We start from the raw sequence: 17,109 nt of genomic DNA, 5'->3' as shown, positions 1-17,109 counted from the left end.
TTGCGATCAAAACCCGCTGGTTGATTTAGCCAAGATCCTTGACCGGCAGGAGCTGATCTCCCGATCAGGTGTGAGGCCGGCGCCGGCCGCACCAGTGGAGGAATAGGATATGCTGCCGCGTCTGTAAGTCTGCTGCCCAATGGAGCTTGACCTCATGGACGAGCCTGCCGCTTGGCCGGCCGTTTCCGCCGCGGATATTCCACACTCTGGGCTGGAGCCACAGAACGGAAGAACAGCGATCCTGCATCGAGAGATATATGCTGCCGAAACATCTGCGCCGTCTCGAAGCTGAATCGATTGAAATCATGCGTGATGTGGTCGCCGAGTTTGAAAGGCCGGTCATGCTTTACTCGATCGGAAAAGACTCAAGCGTGATGCTGCACATTGCGATCAAGGCGTTCTATCCGGCAAAATTGCCTTTCCCCCTGCTTCACATTGACACGACCTGGAAGTTCCGTGAGATGATCAGCTTTCGAGACGCGACAGCCAAGCGGCTCGGCCTCGACTTGATTGTCCATATCAACAAGGAGGGCATCGCGCGCGGGATCAATCCGATCGATTCCGGCTCCGCGCTCCATACCCAGGTGATGAAGACAGACGCGCTGAAGCAGGCCCTCGACCTCCACGGATTTGATGCCGCCTTTGGCGGAGCCCGGCGCGATGAGGAAAGGAGTCGCGCAAAAGAACGGATACTCTCCTTCCGTTCGGCCGGACACGTATGGGACCCCCGTAACCAGCGGCCGGAGCTTTGGAGCCTGTTCAACACACGGATACGCCAGGGTGAAACCATGCGCGTGTTTGCGATGTCAAACTGGACCGAGCTCGATGTCTGGGAATACATCATGCTTGAGAAGATTCCGGTCGTTCCGCTCTACTTCGCAAAACGAAGACCCACATTGCGTCGAAATGGTGCGACGATCATGATCGACGACGAGCGATTGCCGCTTAACTGCGGCGAGACGCCGGAAATGCGGATGATCCGCTTTCGCACGCTTGGATGTTATCCTTTGAGCGGGGCTATTGAATCCGATGCGATGGCGATTGAAGACATCGTCGCAGAAATGCAGACTGCGACTGTGTCGGAGCGCCAGGGACGCCTAATTGATGTCGATGAAGCCGCTTCAATGGAGAAGAAGAAGAGGGAAGGCTACTTTTGATGTTTGTAAAGCCGGCAACGGAAGCGGTCCCGGCCAGGACAAAGGATCAGCTGCGATTCATCACGTGTGGCTCGGTGGACGACGGCAAATCGACGCTGATCGGCCGGTTACTGCACGACAGCAAGATGATCTACCACGATCAGCTCATGGTGCTGGAACGCGACAGCATCAAGCACGGTAGCGCCGGAAATGACATCGATTTCGCGTTGCTCGTGGACGGGCTCGAGGCCGAACGGGAGCAGGGCATCACGATCGACGTCGCCTACCGCTTCTTCACGACGCCGCGACGCTCCTTCATGGTGGCCGACACTCCCGGCCACGAGCAGTATACTCGCAATATGGCTACCGGCGCCTCGCATGCCCAGCTCGCCATCATCCTGATCGATGCCCGCAAAGGCGTGATGGTTCAGACCCGCCGCCACTCCTTTATCTGCTCGCTGCTCGGTATTCGTCATGTCGTCCTGGCAGTGAACAAGATCGATCTTGTCGCATACAACAAAGAGTGCTTCGATCGGATCACCCGTGACTATCTGGCCTTTGCCGTCGGTCTCGGCTTCACCTCGATCGTTCCGATCCCGATCTCGGCTCGCTACGGCGACAACGTTGTGGATCGCTCGGCTCATGCCAACTGGTACGAGGGTCCCTGCCTGCTCGAGCATTTGGAGACCATTGACATCCCGTCCGGCACCGCAGGCCAAGCTTTCCGCTTTCCGGTCCAATGGGTGAACCGCCCAAATCCGGATTTTCGGGGCTATGCCGGGACGGTGGCTTCCGGGAGGATCTCGGCAGGAGACGAGATCGTTGTCGCCGCGTCGGGACGGACCACGCGCATCAAGCGGATCGTGACCCACGATGGCGACCTTGTCGGCGCCGAAGCCGGCTATGCGGTTACCATTACACTGGAAGATGAAATCGATATCGGCCGTGGCGACATTCTGTCGCGGCCGGACGACCGACCGAAGGTCGCCGACCAGTTCGCCGCTTATGTGATCTGGATGGACGAGGAGCCGCTCGCTCCCGGACGCAATTACGTCCTGCGGATTGGATCGCAGACGATTATCGGCAGCATTACCGTAATTAGACATCGGATCGACGTCAACACTTGTGAGCATCTGGCCGCTGGGATGCTTTCCCTCAACGAGATCGCCTTCTGCGATGTTGCGACCGCAATGCCCGCAGTATTCGATCCTTACGACCTCAATCGAAAGACCGGATCATTTATCTTCATCGATCGTTACACGAATCGTACGGTCGGGGCCGGCATGATCGCCTTTCCGCTACGGCGGGACAACAATATTGTTAGGCAAGCGCTATCCGTGGACAGGAGGGAGCGCGCAGCGCTCAAGAATCAGAAGCCTTGCGTCATCTGGTTCACTGGCCTGTCTGGCGCGGGAAAGACGACGATTGCCAACCTGGTTGATCAAAAGCTGTGTGGCATGTCGCGGCATACTATGCTGCTGGATGGCGACACCCTCCGGCACGGATTAAACGCGGACCTCGGCTTCTCGGAGACGGACCGCGTGGAGAACATTCGGCGCGTCGGTGAAGTTGCCAAGTTGATGGCGGACAGCGGCTTGATCGTGATCTGCTCCTTCATCTCGCCCTCTAGGGCCGAACGGGACAGGGTGCGCGGCCTGGTTGGCAAGGAAGAGTTCATAGAAGTCTTTGTCGATACGCCGATCGAGGAATGCGTTCGGCGAGACCCAAAAGGCCTGTATTCAAAAGTGAAATCCGGCCAGATCAAGAACTTCACCGGGATCGATTCGTGCTACGAAGCACCAACAACACCGGAGATTCATCTGAGGACCATGGAGCAGACCCTAGAGCATTCAGCGGAAGCGGTCGTGGATGTCTTGATGGCGCGCATCAATTCTTGATGGTTAGATGTCCCTCTGCATCGCACCATCGAATATCCTGCTGGCCCGACCAAAGGCGATTCGGCTCGGGCGGCCCTGCGATCGGACTTTTCGCTCTAAAGGAACAAAATTGTCGCACCCAGTCCTCGAGTGCCCGCTTCCGGTTACGTGCTCGAAGTGATGGTCAATTCGAGACCGAGTACGCGAGCAGAGATTGAGCATGGGCGGAAGCGGAGGAGATCAAGAAGCGCCTTCCATGCTCCAGATGAGAATCTACGACGATAACAAAGGCCGGAGAGGAAGTCCGACTCGTGCGGCCAGCGACGCCGAGCTCCCGTTAAGCCAAGCCAGGCAGCGTCTCGGCCGGCTTCGATCTTTCGCGCAGCAGTATGAGGGTGGGGCCTCGGTTTTCCGAGCCTGGCCGCATCCAGCGAGCGGGCGCTTGCTTCAGTATATTGACCACCGAACTTAGCAGTCGACCCCGACTCCCTCCTGTCGCGACCCTGACAGCTTTCGGGAAGCTTATTCCTTTTGGCGCGGCGCTCGTCGACTGATGCGGCCCGCGTGCGCGCCGCGCCTTCGCATCGCAAGACAAAGCAGCCGCAATCTTTAGCCATACTGCCATGAAGCAGGCGATGGGCGCGGCCGAAAAGGCAAGGGAGTTCATCCATGGCAAGCGATAAGAACGATATTTGATGATCCGCTCTGGTCCACCGTCAACCTGTTCGACCGCGCGGTAGACCGCGTCTAACGCGAGCCGAAAGATGTCGAACTGATCGTTGCTAAACGGCCAGCGATCCAAGGCTCCCCAATTGTCTTCAAGCCGGACTCGACCACAGCCAGCGAAGGCCGCTCCATTGAAGCGCAACGACGTGATACCAGCAATCATGTGCGACGAGCGCGTACACTTTCCAGGCACCAGCATCCAGGAGGATCTCGCCTGCACGGCGGAGAAGCTCAATACCTCCATCTGGGGTATGGCGAGGATCGTACGTGAACGGAAGATTGGGTCATCACTTACCTGCAGGTATCGCGCTTGCAGGCGGAATGCCGAGGGTCCTGATGTCGAACTCTCACTCTAGCTCGCTGTGAATCTCCGCACTCTGCTGCCTACGTCGGCTTGTCGCCGCCAGATGGGAGTACGTCAGGAAAAATTTACGCGAGAAAATCCCGCGAGAGGGTTGAAACGTCCCTAACGTCAAGTTGTACGATCTCGAAATGGACAACGACGGTCATCGGCGTCACAAACCCTCCAACGAGCGACGGAGTGCGAATGCACCAAGTCTTGAGCCCATGCATCAGACTCCCGCTGCGAACGACGATCATCAAGTGTGCCATGCCTTGATCTGCATTCGGGCGCGATGATCCGACTGCATCGTTCCCCACCGTCAAGTTTGCCTGAATGGCGCAGGTTCACACGCGTAAGTCGGTCGGCAACCCTGCCGCTTCGTGATGGCAGGATAAGAGCGCGCGTGGGCGCCACTTGCGTTCGAGCGCGCGCTCGCAAAGCCAATTTCTGGGAGGTGTGAATGGTATCGGTGAGGAGCTTTGCGAAAGATCGCTGTGCATCTGCGATGAGATATGGAGGCTTGCCATCCGGCAGGCTTTTCGGACGCCGACCCGAAACGCGGCCGCGATCTATGGCGTTTGACCGAAGAAGTCGACGCTCGCCACAGGGCCTCCCTGGGTGGGGTGGGCATACTCCAGATCTATTGACGACTACAATCTGAGGAGGAATGGTTTGACAAGACAGCGCTCTTTGCTGACGCCTGGTCCATTGTCGTTATCGCTGGCAGTCAGGAGCCAGATGCAGCTTGATCTCGCATCCCGCGATTGCGAGTTCAAGGAAGTGACCGCCTGCATGAGGCGGCTGATGCTCAGCTTGCTGGGAAATGCTGAAGACTATTCGGTCGTGCCTATTCAGGGAGGTGGCTCCTTTGCAATGGAAGCTGCTCTCTCTTCATTTGTGTCCCGAGCCGACAGGCCGCTCGTCTGCATAAACGGCATCTATGGCGAGCGCATTTTCCGAATGTTGCAGCTGTGGGACGTCGAAGCACTGAAGCTTGTCAAGCGAGCGACCAATCCTTTGGATCCTCAAGAAATTGGCGAACATCTGAGCCGAAATCCTGGCGTTACGCACCTGTGTTTCGTGCATTGTGAGACGACAACCGGAATCGTCAATCCGCTGGACGCGATCGTGGAGGAGGCGAGGCGACGTGGCGTAAAGACCATCATCGATGGGATGAGTTCTTTCGGCGCCCTTAATATTGATCTGAGCCAGCGTGGACCTGACGTCCTGGTCACCTCGGGCAACAAGTGCATAGAGGGGCCGCCGGGAGTAGCGTTTGTCATCGCGTCTCGCGAGCTGCTGGAGAATGCGGTTCAAGAACCGAGGTCGTTTGTGCTCGACGTGAGAGATCAATGGCTCTCGCTCGAGCGCACGGGTGAGTGGCGATCGACCCCTCCCACACACATCGTTCAGGCAACGACAAAGGCCCTGGAGATTCTACACGAGGAGGGCATTGATGCCAGGCGCTGCAGGTATGAGAAGGTCAGGGACGATCTCGTCAAAGAACTCGAAGGTGTGGTGTCTCCGCTGCTGCCCACGGAGTTGCAGTCGCCGGTTTGCGTCGCGTTCAGTGCGCCATCCGGAATCGTGGACCAAGCAGGATTCGATGGGCTGTATCGCCACTTGGCGGCCCACAACCTTTACGTCTACTCGAAGCTGCATCTTGCGACGCGGAGCTTCCGCGTCGGTTGTATTGGGGAAATTCAATCCAGCTGGATCGAGCAGTTAGGCTGCGCTTTTCGTACATATTTCCGGTCCGGTCAGGCTCGGTCAGCGGCGCCGATGTCGGCCCAAGAGTCATGCGGGGCTCGCGTAACGATGCCGGCGCGAGCGGCTGGGGACTGGCAGCTGCCGTTTTCGGCCGAGACTGCTGTTCTGCATGCGGGCTATCGCCGTGACGTAACAACGAAAGCTGTCGCAGTGCCGATTTACCAGAATACAGCTTATGAACTCGATGGCGATCTAAACCACATTGCCGACGTCTACAACGTCAAGGCCGATGGGTTCACGTACACTAGGATCATCAATCCAACGACGCGCGCGCTGGAAAGGCGCTACGCCGCCGTCGATATGGGAAGGGACGCGCTCGCCGTTGCGTCAGGTCAAGCAGCGACGTTCCTTGCTATCGTCAACCTGTCAAGTGGCGAAGTGGGGGACAATGTCGTCGCTTCTCCGTATCTATATGGCAATACCTGGAACCTGCTCCACAACACCTTGAAGCGTCTTGGGATCAGCGTGAGGACGGCCGATCCTCGAAGGCCAGAGACGTTTGAACGTGCCATTGATGATCGCACGATATGCCTGTTCGGAGAGGTGATTTCGAATCCTTGTCTGATTCCGCTCCCCGTCAAACAGCTGGCCGAGATCGGCCGAAAGTACGGCGTGCCTTTGGTCGTGGACAATACGACGACGCCACTGGTATGCCGGCCGTCAGATCTCGGCGCTGCTATTACGACGTACTCCGCAACGAAATATATATGCGGCCATGGCACGACGCTCGGTGGACTGATCGTTGACAACGGCGAGTTTAGCTACCGGGGAGCCTCTCGCTTTCCCTTGTTTAACCGTCCCGACGATGCGCATGGCGGAATTGTTTGGCATAACGCGGTGCGCGATGTCGACGATCTAGGAAAGAGCGAGTTTCTTCTCAAGGCTCGCATGACCTGGTTGCGCGATACCGGCGCGGCCATCGCTCCGTTTGCGAGCTTTCAACTGATCCAAGGGCTTGAAACGCTGCCACTTCGCATGAAGCAGCACTGCGCGAATGCCAGGATCGTGGCCGACGTTCTCAAGGAGCATCCAAAAGTACGCCGTGTGTTCTACCCGGGGCTCTTTGAAGGCGCCGATCGGGAAATCGTCGACCAGACACTCAGTGCTGCATACGGCCACGGGGCGATGGTCATGTTCGAAGTAGAGGACGAACAAGCCGGGCGAAAGTTCATCCAGAACGTCGACTTGATGTATCACGTTTCGAATGTAGGCGATGCCCGCACGCTCGTGACCCATCCCGTCTCGACGACCCACACCACCGTCCCGCGGGAAAAGCGCGAGGCCGCCGGCATATTTGGCGGCTCGATCCGACTGTGCGTCGGCATCGAAGATGTGAACGACATCCTGCGCGATCTGGATAAGGCGCTTTCCGCAATCTGACAACCTGCAAGGCAATCAGGAGGAGGTTCTCATGAATCAGGCAGATGCTTGGAAATTGAGGTCATCACGCTATGAGGCCGTACAATTCAGCCGGGAAATCAATAGGCAGCTCTCCGAGCTGAGGCCCGACAACATAACGGGAGCGGCTTATATTGCCAAAGATTACGCTGTCATCACAGCGTGCACGCTCGCCACTGTGTCGGTCTCATGGTGGCTCTACCCGCTGGCGGTCCTTCTGATTGGTGCCTATCAGCGCGGCTTGACAACCATCGCTCATGATGCGGCCCACCGTACGCTCGCGAAGAACACGACCTGGAACTACGTCCTGGGCATTCTGTTCGCTTCCTATCCCTTGTTCCAGCGCCATTGGGCCTACCGGATCTCGCACGTCTATTTGCATCATCCCTACCTCGGAGACCCGGACAAGGATCCCGACCTGAAGTTCTTCCTGGCCAGCGGCGTTTACGACGTGCAGCCTCCGGACCGGTACGCTTTCAACATGATCTGGAAGCCGATCTTCGGCGGCGCGACAGTAGCGTATCTGAGGTATCTTTGGACCAATCGATTTTCGATCACAGATGCCGAGGATCAGAGCCGCTCAAGCATACTTATCGACAAGTATGGCTTCTATCTCTTCTGGATAAGCATCCTGGCCGGGTCATATGCTGTTGGGCTGCTCCATATCGTCGTCCTGTTTTGGATCGTGCCCTATCTCACCACGTTTCAGGTCCTTGGCTGGTTTATCGAGCTAGCCGAGCACTCACCTATGTGCGAAACCGAGACGCAGAACGTCTATCTCACCAGGAATCGGAAAGGAAATTTCCTCGAGCGGTCCATCCTCGGGCAGAATCTGGATGAGTACCACCTTGAGCATCACCTTTCGCCGGGTATCCCGTTTTGGCTGTTACGCAAAGCTCAGAAAATCCGAATGCAGGATCCCAACTATGCGAAGGTTGCCGCGACCTGGGGCGGACTCTTTGTCAAGGGGCCTCAAGGCCAACCTAGCGTCATAGGTCAGTTAAAGGAGCGGAATCGACGCTTGTATGAGCAGTCTGTTGCCGAGATCCGCTCGCGAGGGCAGGTCGCGTGACGTTGCTACGGCCAGAGAGCACCCGAGCCGTGGTCGGCGTCACTTCGAACCGTGTTCTGGTCGATGGTGTGCATCGCGACCGGTTGCGGCGCAAGTACTTGCAGGCACTTCATCGTCATGCGGGAGTGGCTTGCGTCATATTGCCGACGGTCGACGCCGAAGATGCTAGGGAGGAGGTCGCCCCGGCGATCATGCGCCGGCTCGACGGCCTGGTGTTGACAGGTGATGAATCGAACATCGACCCCGCCGTCCTGAGAGCGCCTGCGTCCCTGACGGAGGCTGATCGGCAGGACGTTGAGGTCGGGATCCTTGACCGTCCGCGGGACAGGCTCTCTGCCGTAACTATAGAGAGCGCCATCGCGCTCGGAATGCCTATTCTGGGCATCTGCCGTGGGCTTCAGGAACTCAACGTCTATTTCGGCGGCACGCTCCGCTCATCGCTTGCGGAGTGGAGGCCGGAAAGTGGCGCGATGCATGCCGAGAAGCCAGATCGTCCAAGAGACCGTCAGTACGACGCCGCGCACAGCGTCAGGATATGTTCCGATGGCGCGCTCTTTCCAATCGCGCGGACGATCGAAGCGCAAGTCAACTCGCTGCACAATCAAGGAATCGAGGCGCTGGCGCCGGCGCTGAGGCGGGAGGCGTGGGCGCCTGACGGTTTGGTCGAGGCGGCTTCGGTCATTGGCGCCCCGACGCTGCAAATCGGTGTGCAATGGCACCCTGAATGGCACGTCTCAACCGATCTCCTCAGCAAGCAACTGTTCAAGGCATTTGGAGAGGCGTGTGTTGGATACTACCGAACTAAGAAGAACTAGAGGCTGATTGTGACATTTCGAACCAAACGTGGTCCGTGTACGTCGAAAGGACACTTCCTCGGAGCCGACGCACGCGTCCGGCCCTGCGAGGGACGTGCGCCGCCTCGTGGGCAAAGGAAGACTGGACGATTGGCGAATCGCTTCGCTCTGGGAGTTTTCTTTGTGGCACTTTATGTCGTGGTGAGCGCGGCAGGCGAGGTCTATGCGGCGTCGTATTTTCAGCAAGCGGATGTGTTCGTCGCGCTCCTGCTGTCCTTCGCTGTGGTTTGTTTGATGTTCAATCTCCTGGCTCGCCACGAGGGAGCCGGGGCAACGGTGGCGAAATGGTCGCTCCTGGTCTTCGTCGCGCTCAATGTCGTGACAGCAATCAGCTGGATCGGCTTATTTATCGGACTGAAATACGCAGAACCCGCGATCGTCGTCGCCTTCATGGTGGCGCTGGGGCCCACCGCAACAGTGTGGTTAAACGCACTGATCAGGCGCCAGGGTGCCCCTCCAGCATCCGATATTGTCGTGAGCGTTACGATCGCAACGATCGGAACTTACATGATTTGGATCTCGGCCAGCGGCAACGCGGGCGTGGAGTGGGGGGCTCGATCGTCCTTTGGCATCGTCTTGGCAATCGTGGCCGGCCTATCGCTGGCCCTTACAAATATACTTGTCAAACTGCTCTTCGACCGTGGGTTTTCTGGCCGACAAGTCCTGGCGCATCGCTTTTATGGAACGATTCTCTTGCTGCTGGGACTGGTCGATCATTCATCTATGTTGCCTGAGATCTCGCAGCATTGGTTTGCGATCGCAGCAATTGGGCTGTCGACGATCCTTATTCCTTTGCTCTTGATCCAGCAGGGCATTCGGCACGTTGAGCCCTTCACCGTCAACATGGTCCTGTCCACCGCCCCTATCATCACCTTCCTGTTCCAGTACTTCGATTCTCGCATCGTGCCTTCGTCACATACGTTCATTGGAAATGTTCTCATTACGGCTGTTGCTGTCGGCAACATCTACTTGCAGTATCGGAGGTCCGCATGAAAGAACGGAACTGTGTAATCGTAGACGCATACTCTACCGGCCGATACCTACCGGAAGAGTTCAAGCGCTATGGAATTGGAACGGTGCATGTGATGTCGGCTGCACAGATTCCGCCCATATTCCAATCGCATTTCAATGCGGATCTGTATGATGAAGTCATTCGCCCCAGCGAGGGCATGGGGTATGACGACATCGTTGAATACCAGCTTCAGGCTCTCCATGGCCGGGAATTGGAGTTCGTTATCGCGGGCTGCGAGACCGGAGTTGAACTCGCTGATTCTCTGTCGGAGCGGCTTGGCTTACCATCAAATGGGACCGCGCTATCCGCTGCTCGGCGTGACAAAGCGCGATTGTCTTGCGCGCTGACCTTTGCCGGCGTGCGAGCGATCAGACAAGTCGTGTCCGACAGTCCTGTAGAGATCGCGAGCTGGAAGCGTGAAGCGAAGTACGATCAAATCGTGATCAAGCCTCTGAACAGTACGGGTACCGAAGATGTATTCTTTTGCTCGACAGAGGCTGATATTCAGCGGGCGCTAAGCGTAATTGTCGGGAAGACGAACCGCGTCGGAGCGTTGAATCGTTTTGCCCTTGGGCAAGAAAAAATAAACGGCCAGCAATACACGGTAAATGCCGTCTCGATCGACGGGGAAGCCTTCGTTACGGAGGCCTGGACCTATGACACGGTTCCTATTGAGAGGGCATCATCGGTCTGCTCGCTTGAGAGATTGTTGGACGGCAGCGAACCAATCGTTCAGGAACTGTCCGACTACTTGGTGCGTGCATTGCAGGCACTACAGATCGTCGACGGACCGGCTCATGCTGAGATCATCGTCGATGATCGGGGACCGGTTCTGGTGGACTTCGGAGCGAGGCTTCAAGGGACCATGTCGGCAAAAGCACGAACGATGGCGTTGGGGCACAACCATATGACCCTGACGGCCTGGCGTTACGCAGATCCCAAGGGCTTTGGTGAACATATGAGGCTGCGCGGGCCCTACAAGCGGCAGGCTCACGCACTTTGCGTCTCGCTCATCTCAGATATGGGCGGTGTCGTTGCCGGTTACCCGGGACTCGAAGAAGTCCGCAAGCTCCCGAGCTTCGCGGATGCCATTGCATTCGTTCCGATTGGTCAAGAGCTAGTTCCCACGATCGACTTGGCGTCCACACCAGGCATCGTTTATCTCGTGAATAGCGACTTGACTCAGCTTGAGAATGACTATCGCAAGTTGCGAGCAATGCGGATGGACCAGGTGTTCGATTTAGTGATGCAGGACCGCGACTAATGCCAACTGATCCCAGGTTGACCGGAGCGAATTCAGCCCACGCGGCGATGGTCGGCGTAAGCGACTTCGATGGCGTTCTGCGAGGAAAACACGTCTTGGGTGAAGATCTCTCGGATGGAGATAAAGTTATCAAGTTCTCTGAAGCGGTGCTGGCGTGGGATTGCACGGACCGAGTCATTCCAGCCAGTTTCACGCAAAAGCCGCTATCAGCTTTCGGAGATGCTGACCTGCGTATTCTGTCAGGCACCGGCCGTTCGGTGTCTCATCTCGGCGATCAATATCTCTACCTCGCGGAATTCACGGGCGCACATGAGAACATCTGCCCGCGCGGTGTTCTGCGTAAGGTTCTGCGAAGGGCTGCTGAACACGGATACGACTGCACTGCCGGGTTCGAGTTTGAATTCATGCTGTTTAAGGAGAACGCAGACACGATTGAAGAAAAGCCGTTCGGCGAATGGGCTCCTTTAACTCGCGGCCCGTTCGGCTACTCAATTGCGCGCTCTGTCGCGCAACATGAGCTGTTCGACGAGATCTTAGCGCTTTGTGACAAGGCTAGAATACCTCTCAGCGGACTGCACTTTGAAACGGGACCGGGCGTGGTCGAAGCGTCACTTCGTCATTGTGACGCGCTTGAAGCTGCCGATCGAGCAACCATATTCAAGTCGATGATAAAGGCCTGGGCGCAAACGCGAGGCATGATGGCTACATTTATGGCCAAGGTTTCCGAGGAATGGCCCGGCCAGTCCGGGCATATTCACATTTCGATGTCCTCGGATAGCCAGAATGCGTTTTACGACAATGATGCGTTCGGCAACGTCTCGAAGCTTATGAGGCAATTCATCGCCGGACAACTAGAATATATGAATGAGTTCTGTGTGCTCGCTGCGCCGAACTTCAACAGCTACAAGAGATTGGTACCTGGCTGCTGGGCACCAATCTGTCCAACCTGGGGAGTTGACAACCGCTCCTGCGCGGTTCGCGCCATTCCGGGAGAGCCATCTGCCCATCGCCTGGAGTATAGGCTGCCTGGCGCAGACCTGAACCCATATCTCGCGCTCGCATGTGCGATTGGTTCGGGAATATTGGGTGTCGAGACAGGCCCGGCACTACCGGCTTCGATCGTCGGTGATGCAAGCGCGGAGACGTGTCGGCCGTCCGCGAGACTGCCTCAAAGCCTATCAGAGGCAACTTCTCGGTTTTCAGAGTCTGCAGCGGCAAGTGATGTCTTCGGAGAAAGGTTTGTTGACGCGTTTTCTTGCTCGCGCCGTTGGGAGTGGGAAGCCGTTCAACATCGGGTTACCGACTTTGAACGTCGGAGATACTTCGAGATTATTTAGCTTGAGCTCTTCGACAGTTCCGAACTTCATTCCTCTGGCCGGTGTCGGTCGCATTATTGCGGCTGCCTGTTCCGCTGATGCTGGACTTCATACAGAGCAAATGTGCGTTACTCGTTAAGTGAGGACCTCGGGAACGCCGAGGAGGTCTGCTATTAGTCTGTGGCAGCAATCGCGATTGCTACGTTGGGATGCTAGATTATATCTAACGTCCGGTCCTTTTCGTGAGCTTTACATCGGCAAGCAGATGGTGGAGCTCAAGCATGCGCCCGGTTGGCACCCTCTCCCTCGCAAGCCGTCCAGCGTGCGCGCGCTTGCCTGGGTTGGTCCCAAAGCGGCAAGACAAGCGCTGCGGTCCGTCAGCCGGAAACTCACTCCGGCTGAAGTGAGCGAGCTGAAGTCCTTCGCGCCTCTTCATTGCCAACTTGGCATGCCAGACCGGTAAGCGAACTGTAAGCGTAGCTCTGCGGCCCTTTTGATGATTGATGCTTGACATCTATTTGAGCCGCGTGCCGCCACGCCGCGGCTTCCAAATCTTGGACAATGCGCTGACGGCGGCCTCGAGCATCTTCGGGCCGTCGACGTTGAGATCGAACTGTGCGGGCCCCAAAGGCGCATATTTTCATGTTCCAGATGAGTAGGGTCGCCGCTGGCATCGAGGTATTCCGCTTAGCCGGGCGCACCGCCGACGTCCTCGAGCAGGAGGGAAGTCCCTCTATCGTCGTGGTGTCGAACCGTTTTTCGAGTTTGATCACTTGGTCTCAGCTGTCACCGAAGTCATAGAGATAATGGATCGTCGTCGCGCCGGTCTCCTGAACGATTTTTGAAGAGCCGAGTCTTGCGATGCATCGATGGGCTGATTGCCAAAATGTCCTTCGGGACCAGATACCACGACGTCCTTCGCCGGCTAGGAACTCGAAGAGATGGCTGTTCGTCCAGCCAAACGCCGCCTGAAGCGTCAGATGCAGCCGATCAAGGCGCAGCGTGAGCGGCACGACCAGGCATCGCGTCACCTCCGGTTTCACATCCTTGAGGTCACCTTGATCCGGACCGCGGTCGTGTTCAGGCTCATGCCGCCAGCCTCGGATCATGTGCATGCATCGTGTAGATCGACGGCCGAGCTGTCCAAGGCAGCCAGGAGATGCAGTCCATTGATTGGAAACCACCTTGATAGCGCTTTCGATACGTCAGGCGATGAGTTCAGCATTGAAGATTGAGCGGTTGGCGCCAGTTTCTTTGGAGTAGCGCTTTCGCAGCGTTGATTGCCTCAAAGCAGTTTGGAAAGGCCGGCGGGGACCTGACAACGCTTTTGTCGATGTTTCTGCTGATACCATTCGGCGGTATCCTTCTCGTCTTCGGATATGCACTGGGATACATGCAGCTCGAAATTATCTGCATATCGCGATATCGGTGGGAGCAATTGTGGTGGTGGAACCGATTCTCACGCTTCTGCTGTTTCGAGACGGGCCGACGGTAGGTTCGCCGATATCGAATTGGCGGTCGGCGTGCTTGGCACGCTCACTGCGCTGTTATTCTAAGTGCGCTTAACTGGGCAACATCCTCAGCGAGGTCCTATTCTGAAAAGGACTTGCGCAACGTAGGTTCTGCTCATCGAACGCGAGAAGAAGAGGTAGTCTTGACGGAACGTTCCACATCGAGCCAGATCTACGCATTGTTGATCCGAAACCCTTTGGTCGAACAATAGCATCTCCTCCCGGTAGGTAAGAGCTTTGCTGTTGCCGAAAGTCTGAAAATCGACCCTGCGGTTCGCCATGCTCGACGGCTTTCGGTATTTGGGAATGACTTTGGCAGGGCTATTTCTGGCAGCGCACATTTCCATACTGGTCACGGTGAGGCAACGGAATGCGGACAGGCGCTAAAATCGACGATCCCGCACCATCCCATATTGCTGCCTCAGCACCACAACAGCTTCCATGAAATTGGAACTCGGACAGCGGGTTGTGCATCCGGAGAGCATCCTTCGTCAGCCAACCGTCAGCCAGGCGGCCTATCCAGGGACGCTGCGCATTGTTGACCGTAGGAGGATAGAACATGACGGGCATTGGCCGACCTGGCGAACCGCACGTTGGGGCTGCAGGAGCCGACAGCACGTCGGGATCGAGCAGTGCGCATTCGGAACCAAATTCTGTCCCTGCGGAAGGCCACCGAGTTTTCAACTCCGTCTTGGAGCGAATGTGCTTAGCGCCTGAAGATAGAATGGCGACGCTCGCGAGCGTGCCCTCAGGTTCGGGTGTGGCTGTCCCCATTTCCTCAAGCGGTGAGGGGATCAATGCAGCGAAACAAAAGATGGACGGCCTACTTGAGGAACTTGATGCTTGCCACAGTGCTGCCATGGGCGCTCAGAGCTCGTCTGAGGCGCAAGAGCTGATCGATCAGGTTGTCAAAGCAGGCGCAGCAGTTCTGGACTACTACGCGAGCCTGTCTCCAGATGTGGCGCGCAGCATTCTGTCCGAAAATCAGGCTCGCCGAATTCGTGACCGGACTCTGGGTGCCGGGAACGAATGCAACGCGCTGGCCGAACCGACTATCTACGCCTTGGAGAAGAGTAGGGAGCATGCGGGAAAGATACTCGAGCGGATGCGCCAATCCAATGCTCCGCCCGACCAGCTGATCCGAGCGGCTTCCACTGTGGCGAAACACTATTTGGCCTGCACGGAGTGGTGGGAAAAGAAGGCATTGCGCTCTGAACGGATGCAGTCCGTCTGCGCAGCCACTGCCAGCTTGCCAAGTGCAACGGCCGAAATGCGACAGACCGAACAGGCGACACTACGGCTGCATACCGGCTGGGCACTGAATACGAGGTGCGTGCATCTGCAATCGCAAGTCCTTCTCGCGCGGGTCATGATTGAGTCGCATGCGAGCAGGCTCGACCCGGCTGTCAGGCAAATCCTCTTGGGTGAGAACGGTCGGGCACGTCTACTCGGAACCTTCATGGGCGATGTTGTTCCGGCATTCCTCTCAACGGGCGACGCTGTTCTGCACAGCAAAGGACAAGCCCTCGACGCAGAGCACTGCGCCGTTCTGGAAGGGGTCATGGAGCGGCTATCGGAATTTGCGTCGGCGTTGCCCAACATGGTTGCCGAGCTAAGGCATAAGGGAGCAAGTCCCGAGCTTCCGTTGGATCTGTTGGATCAGATCGTGGAAGGCGCGTGGGTCACTGCCCATGAGGTCATGCGCCTCCTAGCAGTGCAGCCGAAGACACTAGCCATCATTGCCGCGCCAACGGAGGCTGCCCTTGCGTTGCCGGCCGACGCTGCCGGCAAGGACCCGGCGGCCGAAGGCAGTCCAACGCGCAGGAAAGGGAAGGGCAAGCGGAGGCAGGCCGGAGGCGCGGGGAGTTCGGCAGCCGGGCAGCCCGAGCCGCAGCTCGCTAGGCCCGAAGCCGACACGGCTCGAACCACCAAGGTTATTGTGCTCTCGGATCTGGGCACGAAGAAACTCGCGAGCGCGGAAGAGGCGCATACGAGGATGTCATCGTCGGCGAGGGAACACTTGGCAATATGGCAGGCTCCGCCATCGAAGGAGACACTGACGCGCCTGCTCGCGCGATTGGACGAACTCTTGCAATTCGATCTGCGCAGCGAGCAAAGAGCCATTTCGCAAGCGCGCCACATGAAGCCCGAAGATGCCGACCACGTCGTGGATATCGTGGTTGAGCGGCTGCAGAGCCAATCTGCGGAGATTGAGGCCTGTGTAGCCGCGCTGGACGAACCTCGCCGACGCGGCCTACTCACGCCTATGCAACTGCCCGAAGTGCACGACAAAATAGTCCGCCTCAAGGCGATGTTATCGGAGGTTCAGGGGCAGGCACATGCTTGGAAGGCGCGAAAGGCTTCGATCGAGATCGATTGCATGAAGACTTATGCGTTTCCCTCGCAGAAGTACCTCGAACGGTTGCAGGCGGCCGAGGAGTTGGCTCCCTTGGAGTCACCGCGCGCGTTGAAGGGCGAGCCAGGAACGCTGTTCGAGATCAAGCTGCAGCCTACGCCACTGCGCAATGGTACGGTGAATCCGATGTGGGTGCACATCCATACGAAGCGGCCGGTCTATGCGTGGCAGTTAACGACATTGGATGACGCCGAATTCGCCGCTTGCCACGTGAAATCCAACGAACAGCGCGGCTACAACCGCCTCTGGCAGAACGCTCGAGCTGCAACGGGTCACGAAAACGTCGTGATCCATCGCGGCAAGCTCACGCCTGCGTTCTGCAAGTCCCTGTTAGGTTCCGCTTTTAGCGGCTACCCAGGGCATCCGTTTGCCGGAGCGGAGCGCGGGGCGCGCAGGTGACTCGATACGAGACTA

The 17,109-nt window shown here is 57.4% G+C and carries 11 protein-coding genes; 9 read left to right on the top strand and 2 right to left on the bottom strand.

The annotated features are described in order from the left end of the window. Window positions 1–257 precede the first annotated feature (257 nt). The gene (cysD, locus tag GPL20_RS10045) at window positions 258–1,157 is read left to right on the top strand and encodes a sulfate adenylyltransferase subunit CysD (RefSeq protein ID WP_157329423.1); all 900 of its coding nucleotides are present in this window, start codon (window positions 258–260) and stop codon (window positions 1,155–1,157) included. Then, window positions 1,157–3,034 (top strand): sulfate adenylyltransferase subunit CysN, encoded by a 1,878-nt coding sequence (cysN, locus tag GPL20_RS10040; protein WP_157329422.1) that lies wholly within the window; start codon window positions 1,157–1,159, stop codon window positions 3,032–3,034. The genes cysD and cysN overlap by 1 nt, the downstream gene beginning before the upstream one ends. Before the next feature lie 316 nt (window positions 3,035–3,350). On the opposite strand, the gene GPL20_RS10035 is transcribed toward cysN, so the two are convergent. After that, on the bottom strand, window positions 3,351–3,902 hold the full coding sequence (locus GPL20_RS10035; RefSeq protein WP_157329421.1) for a hypothetical protein: 552 nt from the start codon (window positions 3,900–3,902) through the stop codon (window positions 3,351–3,353). A gap of 918 nt (window positions 3,903–4,820) precedes the next feature. On the opposite strand from GPL20_RS10035, the gene GPL20_RS40105 reads away from it, so the two are divergent. From GPL20_RS40105 to GPL20_RS10005, 6 genes are all read left to right on the top strand, one after another. After that, a complete protein-coding gene (locus GPL20_RS40105; RefSeq protein WP_373568200.1) occupies window positions 4,821–7,232 on the top strand; it encodes a 2-aminoethylphosphonate--pyruvate transaminase in 2,412 nt (803 codons plus the stop codon). 31 nt (window positions 7,233–7,263) lie between these two features. Then, window positions 7,264–8,322 carry a dhydrorhizobitoxine desaturase gene (rtxC, locus tag GPL20_RS10025; protein ID WP_157329420.1) on the top strand — a complete coding sequence of 353 codons (1,059 nt, stop codon included), beginning with the start codon at window positions 7,264–7,266 and terminating at the stop codon, window positions 8,320–8,322. 29 nt (window positions 8,323–8,351) lie between these two features. Beyond that, window positions 8,352–9,137, top strand: coding sequence for a gamma-glutamyl-gamma-aminobutyrate hydrolase family protein (locus GPL20_RS10020; RefSeq protein WP_254125186.1), 786 nt, complete (start codon window positions 8,352–8,354; stop codon window positions 9,135–9,137). Window positions 9,138–9,266: 129 nt separating this feature from the next. Then, on the top strand, window positions 9,267–10,169 hold the full coding sequence (locus tag GPL20_RS10015) for a DMT family transporter (protein WP_157329419.1): 903 nt from the start codon (window positions 9,267–9,269) through the stop codon (window positions 10,167–10,169). Further along, the gene (locus GPL20_RS10010; RefSeq protein WP_157329418.1) at window positions 10,166–11,452 is read left to right on the top strand and encodes an ATP-grasp domain-containing protein; all 1,287 of its coding nucleotides are present in this window, start codon (window positions 10,166–10,168) and stop codon (window positions 11,450–11,452) included. Before GPL20_RS10015 ends, GPL20_RS10010 begins: the two co-directional genes overlap by 4 nt. A 95-nt stretch (window positions 11,453–11,547) precedes the next feature. Beyond that, window positions 11,548–12,789 (top strand): glutamine synthetase, encoded by a 1,242-nt coding sequence (locus GPL20_RS10005; protein ID WP_246250221.1) that lies wholly within the window; start codon window positions 11,548–11,550, stop codon window positions 12,787–12,789. 758 nt (window positions 12,790–13,547) lie between these two features. Here GPL20_RS10005 and GPL20_RS10000 read toward each other — a convergent pair. After that, window positions 13,548–13,877 carry an IS1096 element passenger TnpR family protein gene (locus GPL20_RS10000; protein WP_157329416.1) on the bottom strand — a complete coding sequence of 110 codons (330 nt, stop codon included), beginning with the start codon at window positions 13,875–13,877 and terminating at the stop codon, window positions 13,548–13,550. Window positions 13,878–14,838: 961 nt separating this feature from the next. On the opposite strand from GPL20_RS10000, the gene GPL20_RS09995 reads away from it, so the two are divergent. Continuing rightward, entirely contained in the window at window positions 14,839–17,094 is a 2,256-nt protein-coding gene (locus GPL20_RS09995) for a hypothetical protein (RefSeq protein WP_157329415.1), read from the top strand. The last annotated feature ends 15 nt before the right edge of the window (window positions 17,095–17,109 follow it).

The sequence above is a fragment of the Bradyrhizobium cajani genome (assembly GCF_009759665.1).
Taxonomy (GTDB): domain Bacteria; phylum Pseudomonadota; class Alphaproteobacteria; order Rhizobiales; family Xanthobacteraceae; genus Bradyrhizobium; species Bradyrhizobium cajani.
The sequence above is the reverse complement of the archived record's forward strand: the minus strand, read 5'-3'. Positions and strand labels throughout refer to the sequence as shown.